Raw genomic sequence first — 25,774 nt, forward strand, 5'->3', positions numbered from 1 at the left:
CGGGTAACGGCCCGATCCTGGCAACACGTGCTCTTCTCGGCACGGTCTGCGGGCGAGAACTGTCGCAAGAATGGACATGACATGGCACAGATAGACAAGAAAGAGATTGAAAAGGCACTCGAAAGCGTCGTCTACCCTGGCAGCGATCAGAGCATCGTGGCTCTCGGCATGGTGTCGGAAATATTCATCGCTGACGGCAAAGCTTTTTTCTCTGTCACTGTTCCGGCTGAAAAAGCCAATGAGATGGAGCCGTTGCGACTGGCCGCCGAAAAAGCCGCACTGGCCGTGCCCGGCATTAAATCGGCGATGGTGGCGTTGACAGCAGATCGCAAACCCGGTTCTGCTCCGCAAAAACCGTCGGCGAGTGCCGCAAAGGCGGCGCCGCAGGCGCGGACAAAGGCTGGCGTTCCGGGAATAGGCTCGATCATCGCGGTAGCGTCGGGCAAGGGCGGGGTTGGCAAATCCACGACAGCCGTCAATCTGGCATTGGGCCTCCAGACACTCGGCCTTCGTGTCGGGATTCTCGATGCCGATATTTACGGGCCTTCGCTTCCTCGCCTGTTGAAGATCTCGGGACGACCGCAGCAGGTGGAAAACCGCATCATCCTCCCCATGGAAAATTACGGCCTGAAGGTCATGTCCATGGGCTTCCTGGTCGATGAAGAGGCGGCAATGATCTGGCGCGGGCCCATGGTTCAATCCGCCCTGATGCAGATGTTGCGGGAAGTGGCATGGGGTGAGCTCGATGTGCTCGTGCTGGACATGCCGCCGGGCACCGGCGATGCGCAGTTGACCATTGCCCAACAGGTGCCTCTGGCCGGTGCCGTCATTGTTTCCACACCCCAGGACATGGCACTGATCGATGCCCGCAAGGGTATCACCATGTTCCGAAAGGTCGAGGTTCCACTTCTCGGCGTCATCGAAAACATGAGCTACTTCATAGCGCCGGATACAGGTGCGCGTTACGATATATTCGGTCACGGCGGTGCGCGGGCCGAGGCGGAGCGCATTGGTGTTCCGTTTCTGGGCGAAGTCCCGTTGACGATCTCCATTCGCGAGCTATCGGACGCTGGAACGCCCGTTGTCGTGTCCGAACCGGACGGTCCACAGGCAAAGATTTACCGTGATATTGCCGAGAAGGTTTGGGCCCAGGTGGGGGCGGGTTTGAGCAAACCAGCACCGCGCATCATCTTCGAATAGCGGTCTGATCGATGCGTCCTGCGCATGGCACTCTGTCTTTTCCACAACTTGACATTGCTCGTGGTGCCAGCCGGAACCATGTGAGGTGTCTGTTTCGAGCAGGGGAAGCGGGAAAAACGCGCTGGAGTATCGATTTAAGCCGCTGAATTTCAATCGTTAATTCCGTATTTTCTGAATCGTCATGCGAACGCTGGCGCACATACAGCAGCTCGGTCGCGGCAGTTGGTCGTGAGGCTGGAAGAGCTTCCTGTGAAAAATAGCCCTTGATTATTGCGGGCATTCGGAGCATAGCCCTGCGCCGTTTGATCCGCCGTCCATCCGGGCGTTTGCGGAAGCCACACATGATGTGTTAGAGCAGCCTTCCGACCTTTGTCGGTGTGCTGACCGGAGAAACTGATTGATCAAAGCCTATCGCTCGAATTGCGAGGCAATCAGCCTGTCGGCGGACCTATCGGCCCCGCAGATTTCGGACGATATTGTCTGGATCGATCTCGTGAATCCCGAACGATCCGAGGAGCTCTTCGTCGAGAAGCTGCTCGGTGTCGAATTGCCCACCCGCGAAGATCTGAAAGATATCGAGCCATCCAGCCGACTTTATGTCGAAGACGGAAATGTCTTCATGACGGGATCGCTGGTCTGGAACGCAGATTCCCGCGATCCGCGGTTGACGGATGTCGCCTTCGTTCTGGCGGGCCGGCGGCTTGTCACCATTCGCTATGCCGAGCCGAAATCCTTCAATCTCTTTATCGGCGCCATCTCGCGTGTTCCCAACGAGATGCGCAGCGGCACGTCGCTGTTGTTGAAGCTTCTGGAGACGATCGTCGACCGGACAGCGGAGATACTGGAGACCTCGGTTGTGCGCATCGATGATGTCGCAGCCGGGATATTCGGAGAGCAGGCGCGCAGCAAGCGCAAGGCGCCCCGCTATCTCGAAGACAAGATCGCAGATATCTCGGCCTATCACCGGCTGATATCCAAGGTGCGCGATAGCCTTGCATCGCTTGCGCGCCTGCAATCCTTTCTGCAAGCCACGCCAAATGTGCAGCAGGACAAGGAAAACAAGGAAACGGGTCGCTCCATCGGACGGGACATACAGTCGCTTTCCGAACACGCCTCCTTCATTTCCGGCAATCTGACCTTTTTGCTGGACGCTGCTCTGGGCATCATCAATGTCGAGCAGAACGCCATCATCAAGATTTTTTCCATTGCGTCGGTGGTCTTTCTGCCGCCCACGCTTGTGGCATCCGTCTACGGAATGAACTTCAACGTCATGCCGGAACTGCAATGGTCCTACGGATATCCATTGGCGGTCTTCGTCATGCTCGTCTCAGCCATCATTCCGTTCATCTTTTTCCGCTGGAAGGGCTGGCTTTAACCGGTCAGGATAAACATGTCTCATGCCTTGGATAAGGAAAGCCTCGAGAAACCGGACACGGACGACCGTCGTCTGAAGGGGCTGTTTCCGGCAATGCTCGGTTCAATCGGCGTCGTCTATGGCGACATCGGCACCAGCCCGCTCTACGCTTTCCGCGAAGCCTTGAAGCCGATTTCCCATGATGGCGTGACCGAGTCGGAGGTCATCGGGCTCATCTCCCTGATGATCTGGGCTCTCACCATCATCGTCACGATCAAATACATCTGTTTCCTTCTTCGGGCAGACAATGATGGCGAGGGCGGCACTCTTTCCCTTCTTGCCCTGTTGATGAAGACGGCGGGCGCAAAGCGCGGCGTTCTCATCATGCTGGGTCTGATCGGTGCAGCACTGTTTTTGGGCGATGCGATGATCACGCCCGCTCTATCCGTCCTTTCGGCCGTCGAAGGCTTGAAGCTTGTAACGCCGCAGATGGATGAATTCATCATACCCATATCCGTGGGTATCATGGTGGCATTGTTCGCCATCCAGTCGCACGGCACCGAAACGGTGGCAAAGTTCTTCGGCCCGATTACCGCAGTCTGGTTCATCGTCATGGGCCTCGTCGGCCTCATGCACATTTCGGACGACTACAGCATTCTCTATGCGTTCAATCCGTGGCATGCCGTGGAATTTCTGCTTGCCGAAGGTTTTTACGGTATCGTTGTTCTCGGTGCCGTATTCCTGACGATTACCGGAGCGGAGGCGCTGTACGCCGACCTCGGCCACTTTGGCCGCAGACCGATCCAGTGGGCGTGGTTCGTCCTGGTATTTCCGGCGCTGACACTGAATTATCTGGGGCAGGGCGCGCTAGTGCTCAAATACCCGGAAGCGATGGCCAACCCGTTTTACCTCATGTTTCCGCAGTGGGCGCTGCTGCCGGCGGTCATTCTGGCAACGGCTGCAACCATCATTGCCAGCCAGGCCGTCATCACCGGTGCATTCTCGCTGGTCAGACAAGCCATCCATCTTGGCTATCTGCCGCGCATGGAAATTCTCTTCACGTCCGAAACCAATACGGGGCAGATCTACCTTCCGTCCGTCAACACCATCCTTCTGTTCGGTGTCGTGGCGTTGGTGCTGACCTTCAAGAGCTCTGATGCTCTGGCGACCGCCTATGGTATTTCCGTCACCGGTGCCATGGTCGTAACCAGCCTCCTGTTCTTCCAGTTCGCCAGAACGCATTGGAAGTGGTCGGTTTCGCTTGCCATGCTTGTCATCTTCCCCTTCATCTCGCTGGAGCTGATATTCCTCGGCGCTAACCTGCTGAAAATCCATGATGGTGGCTATGTTCCGGTTCTTCTGGCCCTGGCCTTCGTCGTCATCATGACCACATGGCAGCGCGGTTCCAAAATCCTGTTCGCCAAGACGCGCCGCACGGACATACCGCTGAAGGCTTTCGTGGCGTCTGTTGAGAAGGAAAGCTCCCACGCGCCGGTTCGCATTCCCGGCACGGCCATCTTCCTGACCGGCGACCCGGAAACAGCACCTGCGGCCCTGTTGCACAATCTCAAGCATAATCACGTTCTGCACGACAAGAATGTGATTCTGACGATCCGTACGGAAGACACGCCGCGCGTTCACCCGGACAAACGTTACACGATCACCAAGATCAGCGAACGCTTCGTGGTCGTGGAACTGCATTTCGGGTTCATGGAAACGCAGAACGTCACCCAGGCGCTCGGCTATCTGCGCCGCACGGGGTACAAGTTCGACATCATGTCGACCTCGTTCTATCTCGGCCGCCGCAAACTCGTGCCGGATCCAAAATCTGGAATGCCCGGCTGGCAGAACCGTCTGTTCATCGGGCTGGCCGAAACGGCGGCGGATCCCTCCGATTACTTCCGGCTTCCGGCAAACCGCGTGGTGGAACTCGGCTCCCACGTCGTGATCTGACGCTGGAACCGAAGCGATAAAATCAAGCGCCATCCCGGTAACGGATGGCGCTTTTTACATGCGCGCATACTAAAATGATCGCCGTCGCCGCCAGCGCGTTAACCAAGCATCAAGGTTAATGAGAGATTATCCGGAGCCGTAGCAGTGAGTTGCGTCTTGTGTCCGGAGTGATGGTTTTGCGTTCAAGAAAAGTATCGCGTCGCGGGTCTTTGTTCTCGTTTGAGAAATGGACATCGCCTGTCGTCTTCGGCCTTGCCGCCTGGCTTGCATTTCCCTCTCTCGCCGCACGCGCCGACCTTGCATCGCTTCTGGCGGGGCTTGATGCCGGTGGCGAACAATGGCGCATGGTTCTCACCAACTCCCCGGCGGGTTCGGTCCACCAGGCGTCTCTCGCATTTGATCAGGCATCTCCGGATTCGGCATTGACCGGCGGTGGCATGATTACGCCTGATGGCAAGAAAGTGTCCTTCGTCACCGGCAAGAGCGGCAAGGAAACCACGCCGGACAGCGACCGCGTCAACCGGGCCGCCAAGAAGGGCAGGGTGGTTTCCACGGAAATCATGCAGCCGCCCAAATCCTTTACCGCAGGTTCCGTTCTGCAACGCACCAGTATGCTCGATATCGAGCCGCTCAAGCGCAAGGACCGGACGGCCTTCGTCAAGCAGAAGAAGAGCAAGGACATTGAACTCGCCTCCTTCTATTTTCGTCGCGATGAGGCGAAGAAGGAAAAGAGCGTTTCCCCCATGGTGGCGGAGCTGATTACAAACCGCACGGCCGATGTGCTGGCGACGGCCTATGCTCCTCCCGAACCGGATTTCGCCCGGGAATCGCCCTTTGACGCGATTTTGAAGAAGCCGGATGCAGGTCGTTTCATTCCGCAGATATCTGCCGACGATCATGCCTGGGCGGCAACGCCCCTGCCAGCAGAAGTCTTTTCGGCCGCCGAGCAGCAGTGTCTTGCTTCCGGCATCTATTTCGAAGCGCGCGGCGAATCGGTCAAGGGACAGGCCGCTGTTGCACAGGTCATTCTCAACCGCGTGCGCAATCCGTCCTATCCAAAGACCATCTGCGGTGTCGTCTACCAGAACAAGGACTGGCGCAATCGCTGCCAGTTCTCATTTGCCTGTGACAACATAAGAGACCGCGTCAATTCGGAGCGTCACTGGAAAATGGCCCGTGAAGTGGCCATGGCCACGACGGCCGGAAAGATCTGGCTGAACGAAGTGGGCTCCGCGACGCATTATCATGCGGTCTATGTTCGCCCGGCCTGGGGCAAAAGCATGAAAAAAGTCGGAAGAATCGGTCTGCACGTCTTCTACCGCACCTATGGCGGCGGCTGGAGCTGATCTGCCGGGCTTTTTCCCGGGATAAACGTGTCAAAAATGCCGATTCCTGACACTCACATCACGCGAAAACCGCGCAAATCGCGCAAGTGCATGAATTTCATACACAATTTTGTAATATGGGAAGCGCGGTCAGTGCCTTGACTAGCGAAGTCCCTAAAACTATGTTGCGCGCGACTTCAGAGCGGGCTGGAACAGGCTTGAAGCCCTGCCGTTTACAACTCCGAGGGGTTCTGGCAACACCGGAACGGAGAAGAAAGGCGGGTTTTGAAAATGACTGGCAACCGTAACGATAGTCTGGATGAGCGCCGCAAACGCCTTGCCGACGAATTGGCCAAGGTGAAAGCGGAGGACGACGCGGAAGCAAGGACTGAGCAGAATGCTGCTGAAAGCCGGAAAGGCTTTGCAATGGCAATCAAGCTCTCTTCTGAGTTTATCTCCGCGGTCATCGTCGGTGCGATGCTGGGTTATCTTCTGGACCATTTTGCTGGCACGTCGCCTTGGGGGATGATCGTTCTTCTTCTTCTGGGTTTCTGTGCAGGCGTGTTGAATGTACTGCGTTCCGCAGGAGTGGTGGCCAAGCCGCCGCTCATGGAAGGCGGGTTGGGACAAGACAAGGGTGGGAAGAAAGGCGAGTGATCGCTCCTTTCCATAGACGTTAAGTGCCGCTGCGAGCGGCAACAGGCTAAGAGGGCACACGGTGGCAAACGATCCGACCCATCAGTTTATGGTAACGCCGATCATCCCGATTGAGATCGGTGGCGTCGATTTCTCGTTCACCAATGCGTCTCTTTTTATGGTCGCAACGGTAGCTGCTGCATCAGGCTTTCTGTATTTCGCAACGTCGAACAGGGGCTTGATCCCGACGCGTATGCAGTCCGTGGCGGAAATGTCCTATGAATTCATCGCCTCGATGCTGCGCGAAGGTGCGGGCAAAAAGGGCATGGTGTTCTTCCCCTTCGTGTTTTCGCTGTTCATGTTCGTTCTGACAGCCAACCTGCTTGGCATGTTCCCGTACTTCTTCACGGTCACCAGCCAGATCATCGTGACATTTGCGCTGTCGTGCCTCGTCATCGGAACCGTCGTCGTCTACGGCTTCTACAAGCATGGTCTTCATTTCCTTGGAATCTTCGCGCCATCAGGTGTGCCGGCGGTGCTTTTGCCGCTCGTGTCGTCCATTGAAATCATCTCCTTCCTTTCGCGTCCGATCAGCCTTTCCGTTCGTCTCTTCGCGAACATGCTTGCCGGTCACATCACGCTGAAGGTTTTCTCGGGCTTCGTCGCTTCCATGGGTGCTCTTGGCGCACTTGGTATCGGTGGCGCAATCCTGCCACTCATCATGACGGTCGCAATGACCGGTCTGGAATTTCTCGTCGCCTTCCTGCAGGCATACGTCTTCGCGGTACTGACTTGCATGTACCTGAACGACGCCGTGCATGGCGGTCACTGAGAAGTAAAGTCGCTGGCCCCGATACACGGGTGTCAAAAATAGCCGCAACAACCCATTCTAAGGAGCTTAACATGGAAGCGGAAGCAGCAAAGTACATCGGCGCAGGTCTCGCATGCCTCGGCATGGCTGGTACGTCCCTCGCTCTCGGCCGTATCTTCGGCGATTTCTTGTCGGGCGCACTGCGCAACCCGTCTGCCGCTGATAGCCAGTTCGGCCGTCTGGTATTCGGCTTCGCCGTTACGGAAGCTCTGGGCATCTTCTCGCTGCTCGTAGCTCTCCTTCTCCTGTTCGCTGTCTAATTTCGGCATCAGGTATGGATCACGGCTCGCTCTGGCGTGCCGTGATCCTTCGCATTTGCACTACCCCTGGAGGTGAGCATGTTCGTGACCGAGGCTTTGGCCCAGTCAGCACCGGCGATAAGTGAAACGAATACCGGAACTCCGGCTGTCGGTCAGACCGCTCCGGAAGCAACGCATACGGAAACCGGAGTGGCGCATGACGCCGGTCACGAATCCGCAGTGTTCCCGCCGTTCGATCAGACCACTTACGCATCCCAGCTTCTTTGGCTGGCCATTACGTTCGGCCTGTTCTACGTGCTCATGAAGAAGGTCATCGTGCCGCGCGTAGGCGGTATTCTCGAAGACCGTCACGGCCGTATCGCACAGGACCTCGATGAAGCATCCCGGTTGAAGGCCGAGGCAGATGCCGCTATCGAAACCTATGAAAAAGAATTGAGCGCTGCTCGCGCAAAGGCCGGCTCAATCGCAGCTGCCGCTCGCGAAGCCGCAAAGACCAAGGCGGATGCGGATCGCGCAGCGATCGAGGCAGAGCTGGCTGAGAAGCTGGCTGCCGCAGAAGCTCGCATCACCAGCATCAAGGAGCAGGCGTTTGCCGACGTCGGTACGATTGCTGAAGAAACCGCGACTGCCATTGTCGATCAGCTGATCGGCACCAAGGTCAAGGATACGGATGCAAAGGCAGCCGTGGTTGCTGCTTCCGCAGCGAAGGAGGCTTGATATGGCGTTTGATGCAACATTTTTCGCACTCGTCGGTCTTATCCTTTTCTTCGTTCTGATCGCTTACCTCAAGGTTCCAGGTATGCTGGCAAGCTCGCTCGATGAGCGCGCTGGAAACATCAAGGAAGAGCTGGCGGAAGCCAAGCGCCTGCGCGAAGAGGCTCAGCATCTGCTGGCTGAATATCAGCGCAAGCGTAAGGAAGCCGAAGCCGACGCAGCAAACATCATCGCTGCTGCCGAACGCGAAGCTGCCGCATTGACGGCAGAAGCCAAGCTCAAGACGGAAGAATTTGTGGCACGCCGCAACGCGCTTTCCGAACAGAAGATATTGCAGGCCGAGACCGATGCCATCGGCGCCGTCCGTTCTGCCGCAGTTGATCTGGCCATCGCCGCTTCCGAGAAGTTGATTGCCGAGAAGATGACCGCTGCCTCTAAGGCAAAGCTCTTCAAGACGGCTGTCGGTGACGTCAAGACGCGCCTCAACTGATCTAGCGGTAAGCCACACTCTGTCTGGTCTTCAAACCACAAACCCTCTCCGAGACATCGGGGAGGGTTTTTCTTTGCGCAAGAGCGTCCCTTCCCACGAGGTGACGCTCCAGTTCATCGCCACCTTGAGAGTTCAGGACAACCCACACCCAGTAATACGTCCCGTGTTTAGCCGACGCTGAAGAAAGACATGGATATCGTCTTGTATAGCTGAGCAGAACGGACGTCATGACGGGTCGGGTCGAAGACAAGTGCTCCAGGGAAAAAGTCCAATAAAGAAAATTTAATAAAATTCAAATATTAATCGATGCAAGTATCAGACTATGCAGGGAGAAGCGCCATCCTTCAATGGTTTGAATGGGGAGCGACCGTGGATAAGTTTGCTGACAAATTTAGACGTAAATCTATTTCCTGGAGTACTTCTCCGGATTTGACAGTTTGAGGACTTTCCAATGAAGATATCAATCGGCGTCGTCTTGGCCGGGCTCTCCGGTGTCATGTTACTTGTCGCTGGCGTTCAGGGGATCGCATCGATCTCCTCTCTGAACAATATCCGAGGCGGTATCGGAACGATTGTCGAAGATCGCGTCCCGGCCTTCATTCTTCTTGGTGAGATTAATGCCACCGTTGGCGACGTCCGCAATGCCCAGAGCTCGATTGTGAGTTCTCCGGCAGAGGCGCGCCCACAGTTCGAGGCTCAGATGCAAACGGCGAGGCTCTCCCTCGAGAAGGGATTTGCCGAATACCAGAATTATCTCGTTGATGAAGCCGACAAGAAATTTTTCATGTCCTTCCTCGAGAAATGGAAACTGTCGGAAGGTCGCTGGGACAGCGTCAAGGCGTTGCTGAACGAAGGCAAGAGTGAAGAAGCTCGATCCACATTCGTTGGGGAGGCTCTCAAATTCTACACCGACGCAAAGACCGCACTTCAAGGCGCAGTGGATGACATGGAAAGCGACGTGCGAGAAGAGGGCGCCACCACTGTAGGGATCGCCCGTTCCGCCACTATCCTCAATTATGTCTCCCTTTGTTTCGCTCTCGCCATTGGGGTCGGGGCAACTCTTTTCGGCAACATCCATCTGGCAAGACCTCTCGCCCGGATGACCGGCGTGATGCGACGTCTGTCGGATGGTGAAACGGATATCACCATTCCCGCTCAAGGCCGGAAGGACGAAATTGGCTCGATGGCTGAGGCGGTCGAAGTTTTCCGTCAGGGCGCAATCGAGAAAAGGCGTCTGGAAGCCGAGGGTGAAAGCCTTCGTCAACAGGCTGAGGCCGAAAGAATTGTCATGCAGCAGAAAGCAGAAGCCGACGCGCAGGAAAGGCTTCAGGTCGCAACGTCTGGCTTGGCCGCTGGCCTGAAGCGCCTGGCGGACGGCGACCTCTCATTCCAGATCAACGAGATATTTGCGCCAGACTTTGAGCAATTGCGTCATGATTTCAATCGCTCCGTGAAGCAGTTGGGAACGACGCTGTCAGAAGTTCAGCATTCGATTGCGACGATGAACAGCGGCACCCGCGAAATTGCCAAGGCGTCCGTTGACCTGTCGAAGCGTACGGAGCAGCAGGCCGCTACGCTGGAGGAGACAGCTGCCGCGCTTGACGAAATAACAGTCAATGTCGGCAACTCGGCCCGACGGGTCAACGAAGCGCGCGGGGCCGCAACCGAGGCGAACCGTGCTGCGAAGTTCTCAGAGGACGTGGTTGCCACCGCAATCGATGCGATGCAGCGAATCGAAAACTCCTCGGGGCAAATTTCCAGCATCATCGTCGTGATCGACGAGATTGCGTTTCAGACCAATCTTCTCGCGCTGAATGCCGGAGTTGAAGCAGCCCGGGCCGGTGAAGCGGGCAAAGGCTTTGCTGTCGTGGCGCAGGAAGTCCGGGAACTGGCGCAGCGCTCGGCCAAGGCTGCGAAGGAAATCAAGGAGCTTATCAGCAAGTCGTCCATCGAGGTGGAAAACGGAGTGTCACTTGTCCGCCAGACGGGCGACGCGCTCAAGACCATTGAACGTCATGTTACCGTTATGAACGACCATATGGGTGCCATTGCCTCGTCGGCGCATGAGCAGGCAACTGGGCTCGCCGAAGTGAACACCGCCGTCAACCAGATGGATCAAACGACACAGCAGAACGCCGCTATGGTCGAGGAAACAACGTCGGCCACGTCTGCCCTCGCGAGCGAGAGCGACAGGCTAAGGGAGTTGTTGCAGCATTTCCAACTCGCCTCGCAAACATCGAACGGATACGAAAATAGATCCTACGAGTTGCGTCGCGCCGGCTGAGTGCATCCTTTTCACACGCGGCGTATGGGACGGAAACTCATGCGGTGAAGCGGGCATGGGCCATGTGCCTCGATGGCTCGCAAATGGGTTGGCGTGCCATACCCGGCGTGGGCTTCGAAACCATAGGCCGTGTGGATCGCACCTGCCTTTTCCATCATCCGGTCACGCGTGACCTTGGCGACGATGGATGCGGCCGCAATCGATAAAGAGCGCGAATCACCCTTTATAACGGCCTTGCCTTCACAGGACAGGCCGGGTGGAACGTCGCGCCCATCCGCCAATATCAGCGCGGGCGCTATCTCCAGTCCCAGGACGGCGCGCCGCATGGCATCGAGGCTGGCACGCAGGATATTCATCTGGTCGATCAGGACAGGTCCTGACGATGCGATGGACACGATGGAGCTCTGGAGGATCTGGCCAAACAGAACTTCCCTGCGCGCCTTCGAGAGCTTTTTCGAGTCATCAAGACCAGCGGGGATGTTATCGGGATCGAGAATGACCGCTGCAGCGACGACAGGTCCAGCAAGCGGGCCTCTTCCTGCCTCATCCGTACCGGCGACAGGCCATTGCCCGCGCTTTCTTGCCTCCAGTTCCATGCTGAAATCCGGGCCGGTGTCGATGATCTCGAAGAGGGCAGGAGAATCGGATGCTGTGCGTTGTTTCATGCGGCGAAACTGGCACAGGCAACCGATCTCCTGCAAGCCCCCGGTCGCAGGGTAAATGCAGCAGCCAAAGGGGGGCGGAAGGCTGATGCGGGAGGCTTGATAGGCCTCCTGGCTTTTCCAAGCGGAGAAAAGCGGAACCCTTGCGAGGCGGCAGATGCCGGGGGCAAACCCATAGCGCAGGGCAACGACACTATGGGTATTCTGTGCATCCACTCGTCAGCCTGTCGGGCTAGCGAGAGGAGATGAGGCTTGGTTTAAAGCAAGGACAACTGAACGCCAGCACCGCCAGGAGCAATGAACAGATCGTCGCGCAGTTGTATGCCACGGCGGATCAGCCCAAGGCGCTTTGTCGTCATCTCGAAGCGGCGGCCGATCTGCCACGCATAGGGCCCGGCGCCCTTCATCCGTTTTCCAAACTCGGCATCGTAATCCTTGCCGTCTCGCATCGAGCGAACCAGCGACATGACGTGCTGATAGCGGTGAGGATAATTGCGCAACAGCCACTCGCGAAACAGCGGGCTGACTTCAAGCGGCAATCGCAGCAAGACATAGGATGCTTCCGTCGCGCCAGCGGCCTTTCCGGCCTCCAGAACCCGTTCGATCTCGTGGTCGTTCAAGGCGGGAATGACCGGTGCCATCATGACAGCCGTTGGAATGCCCGCATCCGTCAACGTCTTTATTGCTTCCAGCCGCTTGGTGGGTGTTGATGCGCGAGGTTCCATGCTGCGCGCCAGCTTGCGGTCCAGCGTCGTGACCGAAATGCCGACCTTCACCAGCCCCTTGGCGGCCATGGGCGCCAGAATATCGATGTCGCGGGTAATCAACCCGGACTTGGTGACGATCGCGACCGGATGTTCCGCCTTTGCCAGCACTTCAAGAATCTGACGCATGATGCGCCACTCCCGCTCGATCGGCTGGTAAGGGTCGGTGTTCGTGCCGATTGCGATGACCCGGGCCTTGTAGCCGGGCTTGGCGAGCTCTCTCTCCAGAAGCTTGGCGGCATCAGGCTTCGCAAACAGCTTTGCTTCGAAGTCCAGACCCGCGGACAGGCCCATATAGCTGTGGCTCGGTCTTGCAAAGCAATAGATGCAGCCATGCTCACAACCCCGATAGGGATTGATGGACCGATCAAACGGAATATCGGGTGACTCGTTGCGCGTAATGATGCTGCGCGGCTTTTCGACCTGCACTTCAGTGCGAAATTCTGGCAATTCTTCGATGATCTGCCAGCCATCATCCACAGGTTCATGCTGCAGGGCTTCGAAACGACCGCCGGGGTTGATGCCCGCGCCACGTCCGCGCCTGCGATCGATCTCGATCCGCAGACCAGATGCATCAGCCAAAGCATTGGCAATATCCTGGCTATGACCCGGCTGGAATGCAGCCTGCCCCGAAAGCACATGTTGTCTCATCTGGATGCTCCTGACCGGCAATTGCCAGCATGTTGGATGACCAGATTCTTAAACGAAGGATGAGAACAATACAAGAACAAAATGCGGAAACGCGTGATAGCTATTTCTTTTGCATTGCGATAGAAATTTATAGAAGAAATTTCATAGGTTTGCTGACGACGAGATGCTGACAGTCATAATGGAATGCCGTGACCAGGAGCCTGAGCTCGCTCACACGCTTTCAACGCTCGTATCGGGAGCGGTGGAGGGGCTCATCAGCGATGTCATCGTGCTCGATCACGCGTCCAGCGATGGCTCATCCCGGGTGGCGGAAGCTGCGGGTTGCCGCTTTCATACGGAATGGGACATTTGCGATATCGTGGCATCTGCACGCGGTGAGTGGATCCTGATCATGGAGCCGGGCAGTCGTCCCCAGAGCGGTTGGATTGAGGATATTCTCGAATATACCTCTCTGAACACGCAAGCGGCGCGGTTTTCTCCGTCCCGCCACTACAAGCCATCTTTCCTTTCGCGACTTAGCCGACGCCAGCCGCCGCTGGAATATGGCTTGCTGCTCGGAAAGCAGCATGCCCTGTCCGCCGCAAGGCCCGGTATGCCGCTGTCCGACTTCACAAAAGCACAGAAAAGCAGGCGGCTGAGTGCCGAGCTTATTCCCGCACGCGTGCTGCGGGCTGCCCGGTAAGCGCTCAGGACTTTCCGCGTTTCAGATGCTCATCAAGGCGGGGCATGATTTCCACGAAATTGCAGGGCATGTGGCGATAATCCAGCTGCGGCTTGAGGATGCCATCCCAGGCGTCCCGGCAGGCGCCGGGAGAGCCGGGCAGCACGAAGACGAAGGTCTGATTGCAAAGGCCAGCCGTCGCGCGGGATTGGATTGTCGACGTGCCGATCTTATCCTCCGAGATACGGTGGAACACCACAGAGAAACCATCCATCCGCTTGTCAAACAACGGTTCCAGTGCCTCCGGCGTCACATCACGGCCGGTAAAGCCGGTGCCACCCGTTGTAATCACCACATCGACTTCGTCGGAGAGGGTCCAGTTGCGCACCTGCTCCTGAATGGCGGCCTTGTCGTCGGGTACGATGGCGCGGTCTACGAGCATGTGACCGGCTTCGGAGATGCGGGCGCAAAGCGTTTGGCCAGATTTGTCATCTTCCAGCGTTCTCGTGTCTGACACCGTCAGGACCGCAATGCCGACCGGGATAAAGGGTCTCTCTGCACTCATGTCAAATTCCGCCTATGGTTTTCGTTGCCTGAACATACCAGCCGGGGCGCTGGTGGCGAAGCTGGGCCGCCGCCGCGGTGGCATCATCCATCGCCGGGTATATACCAAAGCATGTCGCACCCGAGCCCGACATGCGCACAAGCTGCGCACCGGTGCCACTCAGCAAATCGGAGACCTCGGTAATCTCCGCCAGAATGGCGCGGGCAGAGGGCTCAAGATCATTGCGATTTTGCGCGATGAAATCCATCCAGCTGCTGTGGCCGCGCGGCTTCAGTGACGGATTTTGCTTGCTGACAAGACGTCTGAACACGTCCGGTGTCGAAACGCCCTTCAGCGGGTTGACCAGAACGAGCGCCATGACCGGCATATCCGCAAGAAAGGTGATGGTTTCGCCAATGCCGCTGGCGATCAAAGGTCGACTGGCCAGACACATGGGCACATCCGCTCCAAGCGAAAGTGCAATCCGTTGAAGCGTCCCAGCATCCGGCTTTAAATCCCAGTGACGGCAAAGAGCGCGAAGAGTAGCCGCAGCATCGGCAGATCCGCCGCCGATGCCCGAGGCAACCGGAAGATTCTTTTCAAGTTGAATGGCAACCGGGCCGGCATATTGCGGCAAAGCCGTCCGCAGAAGGTCGCGTGCCTTCAGAACGAGATTACCGCTTTCGTTTTCCTGCTGAAGAAGCTCGGAAAAGGGTCCGCAGATGCGGAAACTGTCCTCTGCGGCATCGCGAATGCGGATCACGTCACCGACCTCGGTGAAGGTCACGAGCGATTCGAGCAAATGATATCCGTCTGCTCTTTGACCCGTAACATGAAGCGCGAGGTTGATTTTGGCGGGAGCGGCCTCGATGGTCTCGGTCGCTCCGGCATGTTCACTCGACAACATTGTGGCTCAAGATTTCTTGTCCGGCGCGGGAGCAGGCGCAACGGGCTGAGGCTGCCCCTGATCCTTCTTGGCGGTATTCTGCGCGTCCTTTTCCAGAGGTGGCAGGCCGTTGGCAATCTTTTCCTTCACCTTGGCCTTGTCGACATCATCGCTTTCGCCAATGAGGGCACGGTTCCACTGGTAGACGGCTTCGATCTTGCGACCGACACGCCAGTAGGCGTCGCCCAGGTGGTCGTTGATGGTAGGGTCTCCGGCGCGCAGTTCAATGGCGCGTTCCAGTTCCGTCACCGCCTCATCGAAAGCGCCGAGTCGGTAATGCGCCCAGCCCAGCGAATCGACGATGTAACCATCATTGGGGCGAAGCTCGACAGCGCGGCGGATCATGTCGATCCCTTGCTCGAGGTTCATGTTCTTGTCGACCCAGGAATAGCCCAGATAATTCAGCACCTGCGGCTGCTCGGGATTGAGTTCCAGCGCGCGCTTGAAGTCGGGCTCGGCCTTGTCCCACTGCTTCAGCCGCTCATAGGCAATCCCGCGCTGAAAGAAGATCGTCCAGTCGCTCTTCTTCGGCACGGCCCCGATAACCTCAACCGCCTTGTCGTAATTGGCGGCCATGGCCTGATAATCCTTGGCATCGGACAAAACCGACCCATAGGCGAGATAGGAGCGGATATCCGAAGGGTCGGACTCAAGCAGCGACTTGAGGTGTGTCCGTGCTTCCGCAACCTTGTCGGTCTGTGCCAGCGTCAGGCCAAGCTGCAATTCCGAAATGCGATGCATTGGCGAGTCAGCCGGGACTTCGCGGTAAAAGGCAATGGCACGCTCGGGCTGCTTCTGCGCTTCGGCCAGGCCGCCAAGGAGAATGAGCGTATCGGCACTTTTCGGATCCAGCGCGCGCGACGTCTGCAGGTAAAGCGTAACGATTTCCTCGGCGCCTTCGCGGTTGAGAGCCCCGGCAATGGAGAACATCACGGCGGCAGCGCCGTCCACAGGGGTCTGCACCTGCTGTTCGGGCTTGTCGCCTCGTTCAATGCTTTGGCGCAGCGCCTTCAAGGGCGCGTAATTGGGCGCAAAAGTATCGCCCACGGCGATGGTGTCGAGCGCCTTCTGCTTGTTGCCTGCCTTTGCTTCCAGCCGGGCCAACGCCATGACCGCACGCATATAGGTGTCGGTTGCGGTCGCGCCACCTTCGCGGTCGGTCACCGCATCATTGAGGCTCTTGCGGGCAGCGTCGATATTGCCGGAGACGAGCGCGATGGCGCCGGCATTATATTTCTGGAAAATCGAGAACCAGCCCGGTCCCTTCATGCCGTTGACGAGAGCCAAAGCTTCCTTGTTCTTGCCAGCACCGGCGCGCGCCCATGCCGTCAAAAGCGTGTTGACCATACGGTCGAGATCGTTCGGGCCGCTATATTTGAGGATTTTCTCGGCGTCAGAGAACTTCTTGTCCTTGATGGCGGCCAAGGCGCGAACAATGGTCGTCACGCGCTCGACAGACGAATCATCCTTCAAGGAGTCGGCGATCTTTGCCCCGGCATCGAAGTCACCGCTGAGCAGCTGCGCGATCATCAGACGCTGGCGGATTTCAACATTCGCCGTGTCGAAATCGAGAGCTTTCTTGTAGAGCGTTATCGCGGTCGCAAAATCCTGATCGACATCTGCGGTGCGGGCAGCCAGAAACGCGCCTGAAAAGGTGTTTACCTTTGCGGGATCGAAGGTCGCGGTTTCGGCGGGCTTGTCTGCTGGTTTCGTCTCGGCCAGAGCGGCTGTCGTGCCCGCGCCGATGGAAAGCACGGCAATGAAAGCCGCGCCGCAGAATAGACGAAATGCTGGTTTGCGCCGCATGAAGGAACCTTTGCTTTTGTGCATTCGCACCGAAAAATCAGTTTCCCGCCTTACGGTCCGGGCAGCAGGGGTGCACCCTCGTGCCGCAAGGCTTGAATTGGATCATGATGCATGAACCCGAAACGATTCACGCCATCACACCACGTCACGACAGAATGGCTTTTTTGGAGCAAGCCTGCAAGAATTTCCACCGGACTCACCGATGACAACCGTGAGGATTTCGTCCGGCTGCCATCAACCAGGCCGATAGGGCCGCCCGCTCAGTTCACGCGCTGGATGCAGAAGTCGATCACTTCCATCAGCGCATTTTTCCATGGGCTCTGTGGCAAAGGTGCCAGTGCGTCGCGCGCGATCGTTCCGTAATGCTTGGCGCGGGCAATCGTGTCCGTCAAACCATTATACTTCTTGATCAGGACCAGCGCCGCTTCGAGGTTTTCATCGGTGCTTTCACCGTTCTCGATGGCGCGCTTCCAGAAATCACGCTCTTCCGCAGTGCCGCGACGATATGACAGGATCACAGGCAGCGTGATCTTGCCCTCGCGGAAATCATCGCCGGTGTTCTTGCCGAGATCGGCGGATTTTCCGCCGTAGTCGAGAACATCGTCTACCAGCTGGAACGCCAGGCCAAGGTTCATGCCGTAGGACTTCAACGCACCGCGTGTGGCCTTGTCGGTCTTGGCAACAATCGGGCCAACTTCGGCGGCGGCGGCAAACAGGGCAGCTGTCTTTGCGCGAATCACCTGAAGATAGTCATCCTCGGTGGTCTCCATGTTCTTGGCGACGGAAAGCTGCAGGACTTCGCCCTCGGCGATAACAGATGCGGCGGTCGACAAAACATCGAGTGCATCCAGAGAGCCGACATCGACCATCATCCGGAAGGCTTGCCCGAGAAGGAAATCGCCGACCAGAACGCTGGCCTGATTGCCCCAGATGGTGCGCGCGGTGGATTTGCCACGGCGCAGATCGCTTTCGTCCACCACGTCATCGTGCAGCAGCGTTGCGGTGTGCATGAACTCGACGCTGGTTGCCAGCTTGATATGGTGATCGCCCTGATAATCGAACATGGCGGCAGATGCGAGCGTCAGCATCGGGCGCAGTCGTTTCCCGCCTGATGAAATCAGATGGTTGGCGACCTCCGGTATCATCTGGACATCCGATCCAGCTTTGGAGAGGATAAGCTGGTTGACCCTTTCCATATCCGGACGGGTCAGGTCGACAAGCGGCTTGACGGATGCGAGTTTGTTTTTGCTTTCTTCAAGCGGTATGACGACGCCCAACGGACCGGACTCCTGTTCGATATTGGGGCCGACAATAGAAAGCAGCGGTGCAAGCGGCAAGGGGCGAATTGCCTCACACCGTTCAAAAAGATGGGATTTTAGTTGGAAACTTACCAATGCGAGAACTGATCCGCACGAACGACGCCGTTCTCTTGTCCTTTGCGCAGAGCCTTATGAAGGACGCCGGCATCCACAGCATGATCGCAGATCAGGGCATGAGCATCCTCGAAGGGTCTCTTGGGCTTTTGCCGCGCCGCTTGCTGGTGGAGGATGACCGGGGCGATGAGGCCCGCCGGATCCTGACCGATGCTGGCTTGGCTGACAAGCTTCGCGAAGACCGGACATAACACATGGCCGCATCCGTTTCAGAAACAGTGGATGCGTTTCATCGCGGCCGCTTCCAGATCTTGCAACCCAAGGGCCGGGGCCACAGGGCAGGCATCGACGCCATGCTTCTAGCAGCGCTGGTGGCAGACCAGAACCCGTGCCGCGTGGCCGACCTTGGAGCCGGGGCAGGGGCCGCAGGCATGGCGGTGGCATCCCGGCTGGAAAAAGCCGATGTCACCCTTTTCGAGCTTTCTGACGAGATGGTTGATTTCGCCACGCGCAGCCTCCGGCTTCCTGCAAATGAGGCCTTTGCAGGGCGTGTCCGCGTCAGGCAGGCAGACGTTACCTTGCGGGCCGATGCGCGCAGGCGGGCCGGTCTGCTGGACGACCATTTCCACCATGTCATCATGAACCCGCCCTACAATGACGCGGGCGACCGCAAGACCCCCGATGCCCTGAAAGCGGCGGCCCATGCGATGACGGATGGCCTGTTCGAAAACTGGCTGCGCACGGCCGCCGCCATCATGGTGCCGGGTGGCCAGCTGTCTCTCATTGCCCGACCACAATCCATCTTCGACATCATCGCCGCCTGTGGTCGCCGGTTCGGTGGCCTGGAAATCACCCTCATCCATCCAAGGGTCGAAGAGGATGCGGTTCGGATGCTTGTCACAGCCATCAAAGGGTCTCGTGCACGGCTCAATTTCCGGGCGCCGCTTGTCATGCACGAAAACGCAAGCCATGCATTTCTGCCTGAGGTGGATGACCTCACCAACGGACGAAAAGCCTACCCCCGGACTGGCGCGAGCGAGAAAAAGCGGCAGGAGACGAGCGCGCTCGGAGCGGGCTGACGCAACGGGAAGGCGCTCTGTCGCTGGCAAAGCCTCACCAAATTATCACCGGCCCCGCCATTGTCTTTGTCTGCACGATACCCACATCGTCTGACACATGAGTAGGACGATGAGGAAAAAATGGTTGGATTACTGAAACGACTGGTGCCGAAGCGATTTCGCAAGACCGAACTGGTCATTCCCGTGGTGCGTATGCACGGGGCAATCATGGCCGGTGGCAGTCAGTTTCGTCCCGCACTCAATCTGGCATCCTATGGTCCGCTGCTCGACAAGGCATTCGGCATGAAGGACGCCCCGGCGGTCGCCATCACGCTGAATTCGCCCGGCGGTTCGCCGGTTCAATCGCGGATGATCTTCAACCGCATTCGCCAGCTGGCGGAAGAAAAGAACAAGAAGGTGCTGATCTTTGTGGAAGATGTAGCAGCTTCCGGCGGTTACATGATCGCCCTGGCTGGCGACGAGATCATCGCCGACCCCACCTCCATCGTCGGCTCGATCGGTGTGGTTTCCGGCGGCTTCGGCTTTCCCGAAATGCTGAAGAAAATCGGCGTTGAACGTCGTGTCTATACATCCGGCCAGAACAAGGCGATCCTTGATCCGTTTCAGCCTGAAAAGGATGACGACATCGAATATCTCAAGTCTCTTCAGGTCGAGATACACAATGTTTTCATAGACATGGTCAAGATGCGGCGCGGCGCGAAGCTCAAGGACGATCCGGCACTTTTCACCGGTCTGTTCTGGACGGGAATGCGCGGGCTGGATCTGGGCCTCATCGATGGTCTGGGCGATATGCGAGACGTGTTGCGCCGTCGCTATGGCGACAAGGTCAAGCTTCAGCTTGTCAGCGGCGCGCGCAATTTCTTCGGCAAGAAGTTGCCGGGCGTTGGCCTGCAAGGCCAGTCGATTGCCGCATCCGCCGCCGCAGGGCTTGCGGAAGTGGCCGAAGAAAAGGCATTGTGGTCACGTTACGGATTCTGATGGACAAACGATAGATGGCCCAATTGATTACGCTCGCCCTGCTCGTTTTCGGGGCGATCATTCTTTACAAGCGTTTTGTGAATGATGCCGAAAAACTGTCGCAGAAATCAAAGCGGCAAGAGAAAGAGCGCGAAACGGGCGCTACCGGCACGCTCATCAAGGACCCGAACACCGGGGAATACCGCTTGAAAAAGGAAGACGAGGTTTAGCCTTGTTAGAGAGGCGGCTACCAGCCGCCCCCTCCGCCACCACCACCGCCAGACCCGGACGAACCGCCGCCGCCAGAAAAGCTGGAGGAGGAGGACGAAGTCGTCTGCTGCGGAATGGTGGACGCAATCGTCGATGCCATGGACGACGAAAACCCTCCGATACTGTCGCCGAAATTGCTGTAACTGCCGCTGTACCAGCCCGGAGAATAGGCCGTAGCGGCACCCGCCGCTGCGCTGGCAAGCCATGTCTCGAACGCTGCGCTCCACGGCTTTTCCACACCCAGCGCCACCGCATAGGGCAATAGCGTTTCGAAATGCTGCGGCGACATCTGCGGTGCGCCTTGCATGTTCATGCGGTCCTTCTCCGCAACAGTGAGGTAAAGCCGCAGACCCTCGATGCCGTCCATCAGCTTGCGGCCCAGCGGTGTCGGCGCGCCCATCAGCAACAAGAAGATGAGATTGGTTGCTATAATACCCGCGACCGACATGATGGCGGGCAACTGCAGGGCTTCGAGCGCTTCCAGAGAGATCACGCTGATCGCGCCGCCGATGCCGGAGATCAGCATCGACCCCACAAGCGCAAGCACGATGATCATTCCCACGCGCTTGAGCAAGGAGCCGCCCCGCGTAAAAGATTTCCCGAACAGGAGTGCGAAAATCGTGCCGACAAAGGACATGATGCCGATAACGAACATGGCAACAAGAGCTTCAGGCTCGAAATTTCCGAAGACGACAACGGCGAAGACCACGATGATGGACAGCGCGACGCCCAGCACGGTAAAACCTGCATTGGCCTGGTAATATTTGCCGCTATGTTCGGTTTCGATGGATTTGCGGAAAGCATTTCCGAGCGACACCACCCGCGACCCATTTTTCTTGTTGATCTCGAATGCCATCCCGGGCTCATCGACCGTCTTGATCAGCGTTGCCTCGCCGGGCTGCAACTTGTCTCCAATCGGCTTTTCGGTGCGGCGAATGATGAGCGACGTCTTCAAATCCTCCAGCACGACGTAGCCTTTGACGGCAAGATTGAGGGCAGCTGCTGAGAAGGCCGTCCAGCCACCTTCGGAAAACCCGTGATTATCAACGTAGTTGACGAGCGCAGGCGATAATCCCTCAGGCGCATCCCAGCGCGGCACGATCGTGCCCTTGGCGGGATCGCGGCCAACAGCTGACCACGCCCTGTAGTAATAAATCAGGATGAGAATGAACCCGGAAACCCCCAGAATCGAGCCCAGATGATCCAGCAACCACCAGCTTCTCTGTTGCGCAGCTGTCGGTGGGTCGATTGCTCCTTTTGGCAGCTTTACCGCAATGGTCATGCCTTCGCCCTGATAGAAGGGACGGGTGGAGGCAAAGAAGACCTCGTTGCCTTCGGTCAACATGCGGGCGTCCTTGCCGGTCGCGCCCAGTTTTCCGGTAAAGACAGCCGTGCCCGTTGGCGCCACATCTTGGGGAAGGGACACGGTGGCCGAGATATCGCGCATGGGGAACTGCCAGCCATTGCCGGTGACGTTCCAGGTCAATTCGTCATAGCGATCGAAATAGCGGATCTGGCGGTCCGCGGTGTAGGTGATCTGAAAAATATGTTCGCCGACCGGCAGAAGCCTGTCGGCATTGCCGGTATAGATGCGGATGCCGCCATCAATGCTTTCGGTGCGCCAGTCTTCTTTTGAGCCATCCCGCTCCACTGAGACGACGTTGAAGCCGACCTTGGTGCGGTTTCCATTCGCGTCTAGGGCATAAAGCGGAAAATCGCGGAAGATGCCGCGCTTGATCCGGTTGCCTTCCGCCCGGGCCGTGATGGTTTCGGTCACCGTCAGCTGCCCGCTTTTGGCAACATCGACAACCGAATGATAGGAGCTGATGAACTCCTCAGCCGCTGCCGGAAGGGCCGCCAGCAGGAAGACGAAAAGCGCGAGATATCTGGCGGTTTGGGTCTTCATGGGCGGCGTCCTTCTCTGCAATCAGTCTTGTCCGGTTTCGCTGTATTGAACGCCCAAAGATGCAAGCGCCTTCCAGTATCCGGGATAGGTCTTACCCACGCAAACAGGGTTCTGAATGGCGATACCACCCGTTTTCAGACCCGCCAGCGCAAAGCTCATGGCAATGCGGTGATCGTGGAACGTATCGATGGACGCAGCCACAGTTTGACCTGCCAGTGCGGGGTCGGCATGCACGATCAGATCATCACCATCCTCATGCGCCAGCCCGTCGCGGATGGCATTGAGGCCCAGCGACAGCGCACGGATGCGGTCGCATTCCTTCACGCGCAGATTGGCGATACCGACAAAGCGCACCGGCGTGGTGTTGTAAGCTGCCAGAACCGCAATGGTCGGAATGGCATCCTGCATCTGGCTGCCGTCTATTTCGGCGGGCAGGTTGGGAAACTGCGCCATGATGCCGTGCGCCTTGGCATCCGGCTGGGTGAAGGCGTCCGCCGGCGTGCCGATATCGATCTTGCCACCCGTCAGCAATTCCGCGCCCCATAGATAGGTGGCGGCAGATGCGTCCGGTTCGATGTGGAAATCAGTCGCTGTATAACCTGTCGGCTGCACGCGCCACACGGCGTTGGAAACGCGCTCCACCTTGGCGCCGAAGGCTTCCATGGCCGCCACCGTCAGGTCGATATAGCCTTTCGCGCCAATGTCTTCACCGGCCAGCACAATATCCAGCGGCTTTGCGCCGCAGGGTGCGGCCATCAACAGTGCTGAGACATATTGGCTGGAAAGATTGGCGTCGATGGTGACGCTGTCCTTCGCAAAACCGAGGCCGTTGCCCTTGACGGTTACAGGCGGGCAGCCGGTTGGCGCATGTGCATCGATGCCGAGCGCGATCAGGGCTTCCACCAGCGGCTGGATCGGGCGCTTGCGCATATGTTCGTCGCCATCAACCACAACGGTGCCGTTGACGGAAGCAACAGCCGCCGTCAGGAACCGCGTCGCCGTGCCCGCATTGCCAAGGAAAAGCGGCTCTTTAGGCGCTTTCAGCACGCCATCGCTTTCCACCACGAAGCTCGTCGCGTCCGGTTCCGTTACATCAACGCCCATGGCGCGCAGGGCTTGAGCCATGAACAGCGTATCGTCGCTTTTCAGAGCGCCGGTCAGCAGGCTGCGGCCCTTGGCAAGCCCAGCAAGCAGAAGAACGCGGTTGGTGATGGATTTGGAGCCGGGTGGCTCTACCTTGCCGGAAAGCGGGTGGTTTGGGGGGGTAATGGTCAGTTCGATCATGGCTTTATCGTTTTCTCAACCGGACGGTGCCGGTTATCGCATCAGAATTTCACAGCAGGAACAGCGCGATCCGCCTCGTTGGTGATCTCGAAGTAGGGGGCTTTGATAAAGCCGAAATTGCGCGCCACGAGATTGGACGGGAAGCTCTCCACCTTGACGTTCAGATCCCGCGCAGAGCCATTATAGTAACGACGCGACATCTGGATTTCACCCTCAATGGTCTCAAGTGATTTTTGCAGCTCCAGAAAGCCCTGGTTGGCTTTGAGGTCGGGATAGGCTTCTGCGAGAGCAAACAGTTTTCCCAGGGCCTGGGAGAGAAGACCTTCCGCCTGCGCACGGCCCTCGACATCACCAGCTGGCACGGCCTGAGCGCGGTTGCGCATGGCGACCACTTCCTCGAAGGTGCTTTTTTCGTGAGCGGCATAGCCCTTCACGGTTTCGATGAGGTTGGGAATGAGATCGGCGCGACGCTTCAACTGCACGTCGATACCAGACCATGCTTCTTCGGTCATCTGCCTGGATTTGACGAGACCATTATAGATGAAGACGACATAGAGCGCGATTGCCGCGACAATAGCCAGTGCGATATACATGTGCCGTTCCCCCTCGTGAAACCCTCTAGGTCTGGCCGGAAAACTTGCGTTCCGGCCATCCATGTCATCGCCCGTCAGTCATGCCGTCAGGCTGCGTCTTTATTCCAGTTCGCGCCACCGGCATCTGTCATCAGGAAGGCTTCGCCGCAGGCCTTGGAAAGTGTGCGAACGCGCAGGATATAGCTCTGCCGCTCGGTAACGGAGATCACGCCGCGTGCATCCAGAAGGTTGAAAACGTGCGATGCCTTGATGCACTGGTCATAGGCCGGAAACACGCATTTGTGCAGAACCTGATTGGCATTCTCACCGGGCGCACCGGCATCCAGCAGCGCCTTGCACTCTTTCTCTGCGTCGATGAAGTGGCGGTGCAGCATGGCGGTATCGGCATATTCGAAATTGTGCCGTGAATATTCCTGCTCTGCCTGCAGGAACACATCGCCATAGGAAATCTTCTCGTCGCCTTCGCGGCCGTTATAGTTCAGGTCGTAAACATTATCGACGCCCTGCACATACATGGCCAGACGCTCGAGGCCATAGGTCAACTCGCCCGCAACAGGCGAGCATTCAATACCGCAGACCTGCTGGAAATAGGTGAATTGTGAAACTTCCATGCCGTCGCACCAGCACTCCCAGCCCAGACCCCAGGCACCCAGCGTCGGGCTTTCCCAGTCGTCTTCCACAAAGCGCACATCATGTAGCAGCGGATCGAGGCCGATGGCCTTCAGCGAGCCGAGGTAAAGCTCCTGCAGGTTGGAAGGGTTTGGCTTCAGAATGACCTGATACTGGTAATAATGCTGCAAACGGTTCGGGTTTTCGCCATAGCGACCATCGGAAGGGCGGCGCGATGGCTGCACATAGGCGGCCTTCCACGGCTTGGGGCCGAGTGCGCGCAGCGTGGTTGCCGGATGAAACGTGCCCGCGCCCACTTCCATATCGTAAGGCTGCAACACGGCGCAGCCCTTGTCCGCCCAGTAATTGTGCAGCGTCAGGATCAGCGCCTGAAAGGAACGTTTCGGGTTCATATGGTCTGGAACGTCGGTCATTGCAGTCTTCACGGTCAAAAGAGGATAGTCAGAATGCACTGACTTTGGATGCGGACAGGTGCCATGGCAAGGGCCTGCGGGTCAAGAACTTCTGTTTGCGACGCACCGCCCGCACGGGGGCGCCCGATATTTACATTGTGCACCGGCC

The 25,774-nt window shown here is 57.7% G+C and carries 25 protein-coding genes; 15 read left to right on the forward strand and 10 right to left on the reverse strand.

What is annotated here, in order from left to right; genetic code table 11:
* Window positions 1–81: 81 nt before the first annotated feature.
* The 10 genes from apbC (at window position 82) to QRN85_RS08295 (ending at window position 11,087) form a co-directional block, all read left to right on the forward strand.
* Window positions 82–1,200 carry an iron-sulfur cluster carrier protein ApbC gene (apbC, locus tag QRN85_RS08250; protein ID WP_284757412.1) on the forward strand — a complete coding sequence of 373 codons (1,119 nt, stop codon included), beginning with the start codon at window positions 82–84 and terminating at the stop codon, window positions 1,198–1,200.
* A gap of 397 nt (window positions 1,201–1,597) precedes the next feature.
* On the forward strand, window positions 1,598–2,575 hold the full coding sequence (locus QRN85_RS08255) for a magnesium transporter CorA family protein (RefSeq protein WP_062586633.1): 978 nt from the start codon (window positions 1,598–1,600) through the stop codon (window positions 2,573–2,575).
* A gap of 93 nt (window positions 2,576–2,668) precedes the next feature.
* Window positions 2,669–4,507: a potassium transporter Kup gene (locus QRN85_RS08260; RefSeq protein ID WP_244475439.1), complete on the forward strand. Its 1,839-nt coding sequence runs from the start codon at window positions 2,669–2,671 to the stop codon at window positions 4,505–4,507.
* Between the two features lie 170 nt (window positions 4,508–4,677).
* A complete protein-coding gene (locus QRN85_RS08265) occupies window positions 4,678–5,853 on the forward strand; it encodes a cell wall hydrolase (RefSeq protein ID WP_162729360.1) in 1,176 nt (391 codons plus the stop codon).
* A 270-nt stretch (window positions 5,854–6,123) separates the two neighbouring features.
* Window positions 6,124–6,489: an AtpZ/AtpI family protein gene (locus QRN85_RS08270; protein ID WP_062586636.1), complete on the forward strand. Its 366-nt coding sequence runs from the start codon at window positions 6,124–6,126 to the stop codon at window positions 6,487–6,489.
* A gap of 61 nt (window positions 6,490–6,550) precedes the next feature.
* Window positions 6,551–7,300, forward strand: coding sequence for a F0F1 ATP synthase subunit A (locus QRN85_RS08275; protein WP_062586637.1), 750 nt, complete (start codon window positions 6,551–6,553; stop codon window positions 7,298–7,300).
* Window positions 7,301–7,371: 71 nt separating this feature from the next.
* Entirely contained in the window at window positions 7,372–7,599 is a 228-nt protein-coding gene (locus QRN85_RS08280; RefSeq protein ID WP_027673924.1) for a F0F1 ATP synthase subunit C, read from the forward strand.
* 78 nt (window positions 7,600–7,677) lie between these two features.
* Window positions 7,678–8,316, forward strand: coding sequence for a F0F1 ATP synthase subunit B (locus tag QRN85_RS08285; protein WP_284757417.1), 639 nt, complete (start codon window positions 7,678–7,680; stop codon window positions 8,314–8,316).
* A 1-nt stretch (window position 8,317) separates the two neighbouring features.
* Window positions 8,318–8,803, forward strand: a complete 486-nt coding sequence (locus tag QRN85_RS08290; RefSeq protein WP_062586639.1) for a F0F1 ATP synthase subunit B — start codon at window positions 8,318–8,320, stop codon at window positions 8,801–8,803.
* A 451-nt stretch (window positions 8,804–9,254) separates the two neighbouring features.
* Complete coding sequence (locus tag QRN85_RS08295; protein ID WP_284757418.1) at window positions 9,255–11,087, forward strand: HAMP domain-containing methyl-accepting chemotaxis protein; 1,833 nt, start codon at window positions 9,255–9,257, stop codon at window positions 11,085–11,087.
* A gap of 11 nt (window positions 11,088–11,098) precedes the next feature.
* On the opposite strand, the gene rnhB is transcribed toward QRN85_RS08295, so the two are convergent.
* On the reverse strand, window positions 11,099–11,752 hold the full coding sequence (gene rnhB, locus QRN85_RS08300) for a ribonuclease HII (protein WP_113169786.1): 654 nt from the start codon (window positions 11,750–11,752) through the stop codon (window positions 11,099–11,101).
* Between the two features lie 254 nt (window positions 11,753–12,006).
* On the reverse strand, window positions 12,007–13,164 hold the full coding sequence (locus tag QRN85_RS08305; protein ID WP_112964008.1) for a PA0069 family radical SAM protein: 1,158 nt from the start codon (window positions 13,162–13,164) through the stop codon (window positions 12,007–12,009).
* A gap of 163 nt (window positions 13,165–13,327) precedes the next feature.
* Here QRN85_RS08305 and QRN85_RS08310 point away from each other — a divergent pair, with 163 nt between their 5' ends.
* Window positions 13,328–13,846 (forward strand): glycosyltransferase family protein, encoded by a 519-nt coding sequence (locus QRN85_RS08310; protein WP_062586642.1) that lies wholly within the window; start codon window positions 13,328–13,330, stop codon window positions 13,844–13,846.
* A 4-nt stretch (window positions 13,847–13,850) separates the two neighbouring features.
* Here QRN85_RS08310 and moaB read toward each other — a convergent pair whose 3' ends face one another.
* The 4 genes from moaB to QRN85_RS08330 form a co-directional block, all read right to left on the reverse strand.
* Window positions 13,851–14,390, reverse strand: coding sequence for a molybdenum cofactor biosynthesis protein B (gene moaB / locus QRN85_RS08315; protein WP_284757421.1), 540 nt, complete (start codon window positions 14,388–14,390; stop codon window positions 13,851–13,853).
* A gap of 1 nt (window position 14,391) precedes the next feature.
* On the reverse strand, window positions 14,392–15,276 hold the full coding sequence (locus tag QRN85_RS08320; RefSeq protein WP_284757422.1) for a 4-(cytidine 5'-diphospho)-2-C-methyl-D-erythritol kinase: 885 nt from the start codon (window positions 15,274–15,276) through the stop codon (window positions 14,392–14,394).
* Window positions 15,277–15,282: 6 nt separating this feature from the next.
* Window positions 15,283–17,121, reverse strand: a complete 1,839-nt coding sequence (locus tag QRN85_RS08325; RefSeq protein WP_113169787.1) for a tetratricopeptide repeat protein — start codon at window positions 17,119–17,121, stop codon at window positions 15,283–15,285.
* 260 nt (window positions 17,122–17,381) lie between these two features.
* Window positions 17,382–18,398, reverse strand: coding sequence for a polyprenyl synthetase family protein (locus tag QRN85_RS08330; protein WP_062587207.1), 1,017 nt, complete (start codon window positions 18,396–18,398; stop codon window positions 17,382–17,384).
* 116 nt (window positions 18,399–18,514) lie between these two features.
* Here QRN85_RS08330 and QRN85_RS08335 point away from each other — a divergent pair, with 116 nt between their 5' ends.
* The 4 genes from QRN85_RS08335 to QRN85_RS08350 all read left to right on the forward strand — a co-directional run bounded on the left by QRN85_RS08335 (window position 18,515) and on the right by QRN85_RS08350 (window position 20,760).
* Complete coding sequence (locus QRN85_RS08335; protein WP_284757425.1) at window positions 18,515–18,745, forward strand: putative signal transducing protein; 231 nt, start codon at window positions 18,515–18,517, stop codon at window positions 18,743–18,745.
* A 3-nt stretch (window positions 18,746–18,748) separates the two neighbouring features.
* Window positions 18,749–19,573, forward strand: coding sequence for a tRNA1(Val) (adenine(37)-N6)-methyltransferase (locus QRN85_RS08340; protein WP_284757426.1), 825 nt, complete (start codon window positions 18,749–18,751; stop codon window positions 19,571–19,573).
* Window positions 19,574–19,693: 120 nt separating this feature from the next.
* Window positions 19,694–20,551 (forward strand): S49 family peptidase, encoded by an 858-nt coding sequence (locus QRN85_RS08345; protein WP_062586647.1) that lies wholly within the window; start codon window positions 19,694–19,696, stop codon window positions 20,549–20,551.
* 14 nt (window positions 20,552–20,565) lie between these two features.
* The gene (locus QRN85_RS08350; protein WP_284757428.1) at window positions 20,566–20,760 is read left to right on the forward strand and encodes a hypothetical protein; all 195 of its coding nucleotides are present in this window, start codon (window positions 20,566–20,568) and stop codon (window positions 20,758–20,760) included.
* Window positions 20,761–20,777: 17 nt separating this feature from the next.
* Here QRN85_RS08350 and QRN85_RS08355 read toward each other — a convergent pair whose 3' ends face one another.
* From QRN85_RS08355 to QRN85_RS08370, 4 genes are all read right to left on the reverse strand, one after another.
* Window positions 20,778–22,706, reverse strand: a complete 1,929-nt coding sequence (locus tag QRN85_RS08355) for a DUF2207 domain-containing protein (protein WP_284757430.1) — start codon at window positions 22,704–22,706, stop codon at window positions 20,778–20,780.
* 21 nt (window positions 22,707–22,727) lie between these two features.
* Window positions 22,728–23,990, reverse strand: a complete 1,263-nt coding sequence (locus QRN85_RS08360; protein WP_284757431.1) for a 3-phosphoshikimate 1-carboxyvinyltransferase — start codon at window positions 23,988–23,990, stop codon at window positions 22,728–22,730.
* 41 nt (window positions 23,991–24,031) lie between these two features.
* Window positions 24,032–24,583, reverse strand: a complete 552-nt coding sequence (locus QRN85_RS08365; RefSeq protein WP_112964001.1) for a LemA family protein — start codon at window positions 24,581–24,583, stop codon at window positions 24,032–24,034.
* A gap of 86 nt (window positions 24,584–24,669) precedes the next feature.
* The gene (locus tag QRN85_RS08370) at window positions 24,670–25,626 is read right to left on the reverse strand and encodes a glycine--tRNA ligase subunit alpha (protein WP_042618133.1); all 957 of its coding nucleotides are present in this window, start codon (window positions 25,624–25,626) and stop codon (window positions 24,670–24,672) included.
* Between the last annotated feature and the right edge of the window lie 148 nt (window positions 25,627–25,774).

This window comes from Agrobacterium sp. fls2-241-TYG-188a, from assembly GCF_030209845.1.

Excerpts from the sequence above, each read along its gene's own strand:
- apbC (WP_284757412.1), top strand. The coding sequence starts at position 82 with ATGGCACAGATAGACAAGAAAGAGATTGAAAAGGCACTCGAAAGCGTC.
- QRN85_RS08260 (WP_244475439.1), top strand. The coding sequence starts at position 2,669 with ATGCTCGGTTCAATCGGCGTCGTCTATGGCGACATCGGCACCAGCCCG.
- QRN85_RS08265 (WP_162729360.1), top strand. The coding sequence starts at position 4,678 with ATGGTTTTGCGTTCAAGAAAAGTATCGCGTCGCGGGTCTTTGTTCTCG.
- QRN85_RS08270 (WP_062586636.1), top strand. The coding sequence starts at position 6,124 with ATGACTGGCAACCGTAACGATAGTCTGGATGAGCGCCGCAAACGCCTT.
- QRN85_RS08280 (WP_027673924.1), top strand. The coding sequence starts at position 7,372 with ATGGAAGCGGAAGCAGCAAAGTACATCGGCGCAGGTCTCGCATGCCTC.
- QRN85_RS08285 (WP_284757417.1), top strand. The coding sequence starts at position 7,678 with ATGTTCGTGACCGAGGCTTTGGCCCAGTCAGCACCGGCGATAAGTGAA.
- QRN85_RS08290 (WP_062586639.1), top strand. The coding sequence starts at position 8,318 with ATGGCGTTTGATGCAACATTTTTCGCACTCGTCGGTCTTATCCTTTTC.
- QRN85_RS08295 (WP_284757418.1), top strand. The coding sequence starts at position 9,255 with ATGAAGATATCAATCGGCGTCGTCTTGGCCGGGCTCTCCGGTGTCATG.
- rnhB (WP_113169786.1), bottom strand. The coding sequence starts at position 11,752 with ATGAAACAACGCACAGCATCCGATTCTCCTGCCCTCTTCGAGATCATC.
- QRN85_RS08305 (WP_112964008.1), bottom strand. The coding sequence starts at position 13,164 with ATGAGACAACATGTGCTTTCGGGGCAGGCTGCATTCCAGCCGGGTCAT.
- QRN85_RS08310 (WP_062586642.1), top strand. The coding sequence starts at position 13,328 with ATGCTGACAGTCATAATGGAATGCCGTGACCAGGAGCCTGAGCTCGCT.
- moaB (WP_284757421.1), bottom strand. The coding sequence starts at position 14,390 with ATGAGTGCAGAGAGACCCTTTATCCCGGTCGGCATTGCGGTCCTGACG.
- QRN85_RS08320 (WP_284757422.1), bottom strand. The coding sequence starts at position 15,276 with ATGTTGTCGAGTGAACATGCCGGAGCGACCGAGACCATCGAGGCCGCT.
- QRN85_RS08325 (WP_113169787.1), bottom strand. The coding sequence starts at position 17,121 with ATGCGGCGCAAACCAGCATTTCGTCTATTCTGCGGCGCGGCTTTCATT.
- QRN85_RS08335 (WP_284757425.1), top strand. The coding sequence starts at position 18,515 with ATGCGAGAACTGATCCGCACGAACGACGCCGTTCTCTTGTCCTTTGCG.
- QRN85_RS08340 (WP_284757426.1), top strand. The coding sequence starts at position 18,749 with ATGGCCGCATCCGTTTCAGAAACAGTGGATGCGTTTCATCGCGGCCGC.
- QRN85_RS08345 (WP_062586647.1), top strand. The coding sequence starts at position 19,694 with ATGGTTGGATTACTGAAACGACTGGTGCCGAAGCGATTTCGCAAGACC.
- QRN85_RS08350 (WP_284757428.1), top strand. The coding sequence starts at position 20,566 with ATGGCCCAATTGATTACGCTCGCCCTGCTCGTTTTCGGGGCGATCATT.
- QRN85_RS08355 (WP_284757430.1), bottom strand. The coding sequence starts at position 22,706 with ATGAAGACCCAAACCGCCAGATATCTCGCGCTTTTCGTCTTCCTGCTG.
- QRN85_RS08360 (WP_284757431.1), bottom strand. The coding sequence starts at position 23,990 with ATGATCGAACTGACCATTACCCCCCCAAACCACCCGCTTTCCGGCAAG.
- QRN85_RS08365 (WP_112964001.1), bottom strand. The coding sequence starts at position 24,583 with ATGTATATCGCACTGGCTATTGTCGCGGCAATCGCGCTCTATGTCGTC.
- QRN85_RS08370 (WP_042618133.1), bottom strand. The coding sequence starts at position 25,626 with ATGACCGACGTTCCAGACCATATGAACCCGAAACGTTCCTTTCAGGCG.